This is a genomic window from Exiguobacterium sp. SH31 (genome assembly GCF_001816105.1).
Classification (GTDB): Bacteria; Bacillota; Bacilli; order Exiguobacteriales; family Exiguobacteriaceae; genus Exiguobacterium; species Exiguobacterium aurantiacum_A.
Window position 1 is genome coordinate 49,930 of sequence record NZ_LYTG01000098.1, and the last position, 7,236, is coordinate 57,165.

Here is a 7,236-nt window from a genome sequence, read left to right on the forward strand (position 1 = left end):
GTGAACGGATATGAACTATTTTGACCACGCGGCCACGACGCCGATGCGTCCCGAGGTGCTCGAGGCGATGACTCCATATTTTTTAGAGCAGTACGGTAATCCGTCGAGCATACATGGTGTCGGCCGGAAAGCTCGGGCGGCGCTCGACGCGTCACGACGGACGCTCGCGACATGGATCGGTGCGACGCCAAACGAGATCGTCTTCACGTCGGGCGGGACCGAGTCAGACAATTACGCCTTGTTCGGCGCAGCTTATGCGAACCGACATAAAGGGAAGCATGTGATCACGACGAAAGTCGAGCACCACGCCGTCTTGCATGCGATGGGGCAACTCGAGCGTGAAGGGTTCGACGTGACGTACTTAGACGTCGACGAGTCCGGTGCCATATCGGTCGCTGCGCTTAAAGACGCGCTCCGTGACGATACGATTCTCGTCTCGGTCATGTACGGCAACAACGAGGTCGGGACAATCCAACCGATTGCTGACATCGGGACGTTGCTAGCCGACCGGGATACGTTGTTCCATACCGACGCGGTCCAGGCGCTCGGCACAGAAGCGATCGACGTGCACGCGCTCGGCGTCGACTTGTTGTCGGCGTCGGCGCATAAAGTGAACGGTCCGAAAGGTATCGGTTTTCTTTTTATAAAAACAGGTGTAAAATTAGCGACGCGTTCTTTTGGAGGACAACAAGAACGGAAACGTCGAGCCGGCACGGAAAACGTTCCGGGTGCCGTCGGGTTTAGCCGAGCGGCCGAACTGGTCATAGCCGAACGGAACGAGCGGGTGACAGCTTACCGAGAGATGGCTGACACGTTGCTACACACGCTTGATGAACTTGGCGTCGAGTACGAAGTGAACGGGGCGAACCGCTTGCCGCACATCGTCAACTTGTACCTGCCGGGCATCGAGCTTGAGCCGTTCCTGATCATGATGGACATGCGCGGTTGTGCCATTTCGAGCGGTAGCGCCTGCACGGCTGGAACGATTGAGCCGTCGCACGTGCTGACGGCCATGTACGGTCAATCTGACCGGACGAAACAATCGGTCCGCATCAGTTTTGGACTGGGCAACACGGTCGATGACGTGACACGGCTCGCCGAACGACTACATGAAGTCGTCTCGACATTTATGAACGGAGTGAGATAGATGAACTTACGAACAAAAGCCCCTGAAGACACGACGGTCGTCGTCGGAATGTCAGGCGGCGTCGATTCTTCGGTGACGGCCCATCTGTTAAAAGAGCAAGGGTATAACGTCATCGGGATCTTTATGAAAAACTGGGACGATACGGATGAGTCTGGATTCTGCACGGCGACAGAAGACTATGAGGACGTCATCGCGGTCGCCAACCAAATCGGGATCCCGTACTACGCGGTCAACTTCGAGAAAGAATATTGGGACCGCGTCTTTGAATACTTCTTGGCCGAGTATCGCCTCGGGCGGACGCCGAACCCGGACGTCATGTGTAACAAAGAGATCAAGTTCAAGGCGTTCCTTGATCATGCGCTCCGACTTGGGGCCGACTTCGTCGCGACAGGGCATTACGCCCGCGTCGAGTTCGTCGACGGCGAGCACCGCCTGTTGCGTGGGAAAGACGACAACAAAGATCAAACGTACTTCTTGAACCAATTGTCGCAAGACCAACTCGCGCGGACGATGTTCCCGATCGGGCACATGGACAAAAAAGACGTCCGTGTCATCGCTGAAGAAGCTGGACTCGCGACGGCGAAGAAGAAAGATTCGACTGGCATCTGCTTCATCGGAGAGCGGAACTTCAAAGAGTTCCTCGGTCAATACTTGCCGTCACAACCAGGTGAGATGCAGACGCTCGACGGGATTGTGAAAGGACGCCACGACGGGCTCATGTATTACACGCTCGGTCAGCGGCACGGTCTAGGCATCGGCGGAGACGGAGAGCCGTGGTTCGTCGTCGGAAAAGACGTCGAAAAGAACATCCTCTACGTCGGCCAAGGCTTCCATCACGACGCGCTCTATTCAGACGCGCTCTTTGCGTCACAATTGTCGTGGACCGGCTCGGCTCCTGAGGCGGAGTTCCGGGCGACGGCGAAGTTCCGCTATCGTCAACAAGACGTGCCGGTAACGATCGCGCCGCTCGATGGTGGCGAAGTACTCGTCAAATTTGATGAGCCACAACGTGCCATCACGCCAGGACAAGCCGTTGTCTTTTATGACGGCGATATCTGTCTAGGCGGAGCGACGATCGACAAAGCGTATATTAACGGGAAACAACTCGACTATATCGGATGAGGTGATGACAGTGAACGCAAACGAACAAGGCATCCAAGCGATGCAGCAAGGTGAATTTGAACAAGCGGCCAAACATTTCAACGACGCCATCGAGTCGAATCCGACGGACCCGACCGGTTACGTCAACATGGGCACGCTGCTTCAAGCGATCGGTGACCATGAACGGGCGGTCGTCTTTTACGATAAGGCGCTCGAACTCGACAATGCGTTCGGTGCGGCCCATTACGCGAAAGGCGCGCTCGCCTATGAGCTCGAACAAGTCGACTTGGCCGAGGCGTCGCTACGACAAGCGCTCCTTTCCGGCATGAATGATGCAGACTTGCACTTCATGCTCGGTTTGACGTACAAAGCGATGGGCGACTTCGTCCGCGCGTTGCCGCGACTTCGGGAAGCGAAAACGCAAGCGCCGGAAGACGTCGAGATCACGTTCCAATACGGGCTCGCGCTCGCGCAAAACGAACAGCTCGACTTGGCGGTCGACGCACTCGAGGACACGCTCGACTTGGATGCGTCTCATACGGACGCCCGCTATAACTTGGCCATCGCCTATGCGTTCCTCGGTGAGCAGGACAAGACGTACGCCGAACTCGAGCGCGTACTCGAACTACAGCCGGACCATGAGCTCGCACGTGACGCGAAAGCGAAAATGGATGAATTGCTCGGAAACTGATTACGAAAAGCGCCTCTCGCTATTTTTTTGCGAGAGGCGCTTTTCGTCCCGTTGTCAGTTCACAAGTTCTCCGGCGAACCAGACGAACAAGTTCAACGTCGTCAACAAAAGTGTGCAGGCGAGCACAATGTAGCTCCACACGACGCGTTTCCCTGATTTAGCCCGGCGTATACCATCCGTCAAAATGAGGAAGGTCACACCGAATGAGACGAATGTTAATGCGGCAAAAGAAGTCGGGCGATCGAGCGTCGGAAAAGCATCAATCATGAAATACAATACAAACGTGAGCATTCCGAGACCAATCATGAGCAGAAGAGGGAAGAATCGCATCTGGCACAACCTTTTCCATTTTCTCTCATCTTATCATGAAGAGAGAACAGTCGAAAACAGCCGTCATAGCTGTTTCGTCGTGATCTTCACCGGCTCGCCGGCAAACTCGCCGTATGCCTCGTCCATATTTTTCGTATACAGTTCGATGACGTTCTTACTCGGGTCTTTAAAGTAGGCCGAGCGCTCTTTGCCGTTGACCGTCTCGTCCTCGTCCCACGTCCGCAGCTTCGTCGGGATCGCTGACGCCTCGAGCACTTCTAGCGCTTGATCGAACGATTTCATCGGCACGAAAAAGGCGCAATGGACGTGGGCGCCGCCTTCGTCATACAGCGTGTCCCATTCGGTCACTTGTTGCTGGCGATTTTCTTCTTCGTCTGTCGTAAAGTCACGCTTCAGCCATAGACCGAGCCGCGTATTGCCGCCGACGTACAGCCATGTCGCCCATGGCTCGTTCGCACCTTCTTGCGATGCGCTCGGTTCGGCGTCATCGCCAATCCATTGCTCGACGACCGGCAAACCGAGCTTGCCGTGCCAGAAATCGACGGCCTCGGTCATGTCGGTCACTTCTAAGACGAGTTCACATAGTCCACTGATTGGTAGCCGTTTCGTCATCATTGTTTCCTCCTTCATGGTTTCACTTCGACAGTTCCCGCTTTGATTCACTGAAAAACGTGCATAGCTTGTTTCAGGTTCGGGGAAAAGAAGGGGAACGCTAGAAAGGGGAGACATCATGCGCATACTTAGTCTATTCAGTGTCGTCGTATTCTTCATTGTCGAATGGTTCATGCTCGGACGTTTATTTACAGCGGTCGATGACCGGCTTGCCAGCGGGGAGTGGACGAACAACGTGCTGTACCGGGTCGTCATCGAGTCCGAGCGGGCGACGTCGACGCTTTTGTTATTGTTTGTGACGTTCCTCGTCGTCGGGATCCTCATGCATTGGCTATTGTCGTTAAACCGGTCGTGGACCAAGACGCTCGGGACGATCGGGGTGGCGTGGGTCGTCCCAGCAATGCTCGCGCTCACCGCTTGGTTCATCCCGAACCCATACATTCAACTCGTTATCATCGTCTTGCAGCTCTCGTTCATCCCGCTCATCCCGTTCGTCGGACAGACGGTACGGCTCGGTCACGTCGTTCTCAACTGGGGTGTCCACGTAGTGGCCGCCGGGCTCGTCTTCTTCATTCAACGACCGTCACTCGAGCAGCTGTTCCGCATCGAGCGGACCGAGCTATTTGATCGGCTCGAAGGATACGTCAACTCAGGTGAACTCGAACGGTTCGAGCGGTTGCTAGAGACCGTCGACTTGGAACAACTCGAACGCATCTTAAATCGGGTCGATATCGACCAATTGATTCGGTTGCTCGAGCGGCTTAACCTCGATCAACTCGAGCAAATCTTGAATCTATTCAGTTAGTCCATTTGTTCTACCGTTCGAACTCGGGCTATAATGGGGAATGGAAAACTAGCTGGAGGTGGCTCGAATGATAGCAGCACCTTACGAGTTGACAGGAAAAGTCATCCGCGTCCTGTTTCAATCGGAAGAAGAAGCGCATACTATTGCGCTCGTACGTATAAAAGAGAAAAATTTTGAGACAGACGAGACTGAAATGGTCATCGCCGGTGTCGGTGTCGGCATTGAGAAAGGCGAGACGTACAAAGCGCACGGCCGTCTCGTCGACCATCCACGGTTTGGCAAACAGATGAAAGCGGATTGGATCCGTCGCGTTGTCCCGATGACGAAGCGGGCCGCTGTCCGTTTTTTGACGAACGGATCGTTCCCAGGGATCGGCCAAAAGACGGCACAAAAAATCGCGGACACGCTCGGTGACGATTGTATCGACCAGATCGTCAAGCATCCCGATGTCTTATCGAAAATCGATGGGTTGAAAGAAAAACAAGCCCGCGTCATCACCGAGCGGTTGAACGTCTTATATGGGGTCGACCAGCTGTTGCTGTTTTTAGCCCCGTTCGACGTGACCCCGCGACTCGCTTCGAAGATTCATAAAGAGTATGAAGGACGGGCTATGGAGACGATTGAAAAGAATCCATACGCGCTCATGTATGACGTTCCAGGCATCGGCTTCAAGACGGCCGATGCCATCGCCGCTCACTTCGGGATTCAAGGCATCCATCCGGAGCGGATCGCGGCGGCGGTATTGTATGTGCTCGAACTCGAGCAAGGGAACGGACACTTGTTCGTCACGGCCGATCAACTCGCGAGTGAGATGCCGCGCATCATCGGTGGCGATCCGGCCGAGGCGCTCAATGCCGCGCTTGAGACGCTCGTCAAAGATGAACGGATCATCGTCGAGGACGGTGTCGTCTATCACCCGCGCGTCTACCGGGCTGAACGGAAAGCAGCCGAAGAACTGGCCCGGATCATGTCGACATCGACGACCGAAGACGTTGATATGACGACGATTTTTGACGCCGTCGGTCGGGTCGAAGAGATGTTTTCGATCGAATATGCCAAGCAACAGCGCGAAGCGATCGAGCTCGCCTTGAAGTCCCCGCTCATGGTGCTCACCGGCGGACCGGGAACAGGGAAGACGACCGTCGTCCGCGGCATCATCCACGCCCTCAGCGACGTGTTCGATTGGAAGCTCGAGCCGGTACCGAACCAACCGTTCCCGTTCGTCCTCGCCGCACCGACCGGCCGCGCCGCCAAGCGGCTCAGTGAATCGACTGGGCTACCGGCTTCGACGATTCACCGGTTGCTCAAGTTCGACGGCAGCTCGTTCCAAGTCGATGACACGAACCCGCTCGTCGGCAAAGTGTTGATCGTCGACGAGGCCTCGATGATTGATATTTTCTTGTTCCGTAGCCTGCTGCGGGCCGTTCCGAACGGGATGAAGATCTTGTTCGTCGGCGACCGTGATCAACTCCCGTCGGTCGGACCGGGCCAAGTGCTCGCCGACTTGATGGCGACCGGCGGCATCCCTGTCGTCCGGCTCGACGTCGTCCACCGCCAGGCGTCCGAGTCGAGCATCCTGCGTTTGGCGCACGCGCTCAACGCGAAACAAATGCCCGACGACTTGCTCGCGGCGTTGCCGGACCGCCGCTTCTATACAGCGAACCAAGAGACGGCGTTGCAGGCGATCTGTCAGATGGCCGGCGCCGCGCTGCGAAAAGGCTATTCGCCGTTCGACATCCAAGTGCTCGCCCCGACATATCGCGGGGTGTGCGGCATCGATGGGTTGAACGAGGCGCTCCAAAACGTGTTCAATCCGAAGTCGGCGGCAAGGGAAGTAAAACACGGCAATCGGACGTACCGGAGCGGCGACAAAGTGCTCCAACTCGTCAACAACGCCGAAGAGAACGTCTATAACGGTGACATCGGTGAAATCACGAACATCTTCTTCGCCAAAGAGAACGTCGACAAAGTCGATAAGATCTACATCCGCTTCGACCAGACCGAGGTCGAATACAACCGCAGCGAATGGGATCAGTTCACACATGCCTATGCGATCACGATCCATAAGTCGCAAGGCTCCGAATTCCCGATCGTACTCATGCCCGTCTTCTTTAACGGCGGCTTCCGCTCGTCGCGAAACTTGATCTACACGGCCGTCACGCGGGCGAAGAAGAGTTTGCTCTTGTTCGGCGACGTCCGGGCGCTCGAGGCGGCGACGCGGGAAGAAGAGCCGGTGCGGCGGACAAAACTCGTCGAACGGCTTGGCGGCAAGTCTTGACGTCTGGTTTCTGACATGTGATAATGACCAATAGAAAACTGAAACGATTAAAGACGATGAAGGAAATGAGTAAGTCGTAACCGCCTCACCAGAGACATCTTCCTAGGCTGTGAGAAGATGGGGGTCGGTCGACCGAAGCTAGTCTGGAGTCCCCACTCACCCTGGGCGTCTCATCCGCGTTATCGGATGTTTCGAGGCACGGTAAATCCGTGCGAACGAGGGTGGTACCACGAAGCGATGCTTTCGTCCCTTTCCACAGGGACGGGCATCGC

7 protein-coding genes are annotated in these 7,236 nt (G+C 55.8%); 5 read left to right on the forward strand and 2 right to left on the reverse strand.

The window, feature by feature from the left end:
- The first annotated feature begins 10 nt into the window (after positions 1–10).
- The 3 genes from A6395_RS13685 to A6395_RS13695 are packed head-to-tail and all read left to right on the forward strand — an operon-like array spanning position 11 to position 2,939.
- Positions 11–1,147 (forward strand): cysteine desulfurase family protein, encoded by a 1,137-nt coding sequence (locus A6395_RS13685; protein ID WP_071399467.1) that lies wholly within the window; start codon positions 11–13, stop codon positions 1,145–1,147.
- Complete coding sequence (gene mnmA / locus A6395_RS13690; protein WP_071399468.1) at positions 1,148–2,269, forward strand: tRNA 2-thiouridine(34) synthase MnmA; 1,122 nt, start codon at positions 1,148–1,150, stop codon at positions 2,267–2,269.
- A gap of 4 nt (positions 2,270–2,273) precedes the next feature.
- Entirely contained in the window at positions 2,274–2,939 is a 666-nt protein-coding gene (locus A6395_RS13695) for a tetratricopeptide repeat protein (RefSeq protein WP_173647400.1), read from the forward strand.
- A gap of 54 nt (positions 2,940–2,993) precedes the next feature.
- Here the strand turns inward: A6395_RS13695 and A6395_RS13700 are convergent, their stop codons facing one another.
- Together A6395_RS13700 and A6395_RS13705 are read right to left on the reverse strand one after the other, a co-directional pair.
- The gene (locus A6395_RS13700; protein ID WP_071399470.1) at positions 2,994–3,269 is read right to left on the reverse strand and encodes a hypothetical protein; all 276 of its coding nucleotides are present in this window, start codon (positions 3,267–3,269) and stop codon (positions 2,994–2,996) included.
- A 63-nt stretch (positions 3,270–3,332) separates the two neighbouring features.
- Entirely contained in the window at positions 3,333–3,881 is a 549-nt protein-coding gene (locus tag A6395_RS13705; RefSeq protein ID WP_233589610.1) for a VOC family protein, read from the reverse strand.
- Positions 3,882–3,999: 118 nt separating this feature from the next.
- Here A6395_RS13705 and A6395_RS13710 point away from each other — a divergent pair, with 118 nt between their 5' ends.
- Together A6395_RS13710 and recD2 are read left to right on the forward strand one after the other, a co-directional pair.
- Positions 4,000–4,686, forward strand: a complete 687-nt coding sequence (locus A6395_RS13710) for a magnesium and cobalt transport protein CorA (protein ID WP_071399472.1) — start codon at positions 4,000–4,002, stop codon at positions 4,684–4,686.
- 67 nt (positions 4,687–4,753) lie between these two features.
- Positions 4,754–6,964 carry an SF1B family DNA helicase RecD2 gene (gene recD2, locus A6395_RS13715; RefSeq protein ID WP_071399473.1) on the forward strand — a complete coding sequence of 737 codons (2,211 nt, stop codon included), beginning with the start codon at positions 4,754–4,756 and terminating at the stop codon, positions 6,962–6,964.
- Positions 6,965–7,236: the final 272 nt, after the last annotated feature.

Bases quoted from the DNA above. Each gene is read 5' to 3' on its own strand.
- A6395_RS13705 (WP_233589610.1), bottom strand. From the start codon at position 3,881: ATGACGAAACGGCTACCAATCAGTGGACTATGTGAACTCGTCTTAGAA.
- A6395_RS13685 (WP_071399467.1), top strand. From the start codon at position 11: ATGAACTATTTTGACCACGCGGCCACGACGCCGATGCGTCCCGAGGTG.
- A6395_RS13695 (WP_173647400.1), top strand. From the start codon at position 2,274: ATGACAGTGAACGCAAACGAACAAGGCATCCAAGCGATGCAGCAAGGT.
- recD2 (WP_071399473.1), top strand. From the start codon at position 4,754: ATGATAGCAGCACCTTACGAGTTGACAGGAAAAGTCATCCGCGTCCTG.
- A6395_RS13710 (WP_071399472.1), top strand. From the start codon at position 4,000: ATGCGCATACTTAGTCTATTCAGTGTCGTCGTATTCTTCATTGTCGAA.
- mnmA (WP_071399468.1), top strand. From the start codon at position 1,148: ATGAACTTACGAACAAAAGCCCCTGAAGACACGACGGTCGTCGTCGGA.
- A6395_RS13700 (WP_071399470.1), bottom strand. From the start codon at position 3,269: ATGCGATTCTTCCCTCTTCTGCTCATGATTGGTCTCGGAATGCTCACG.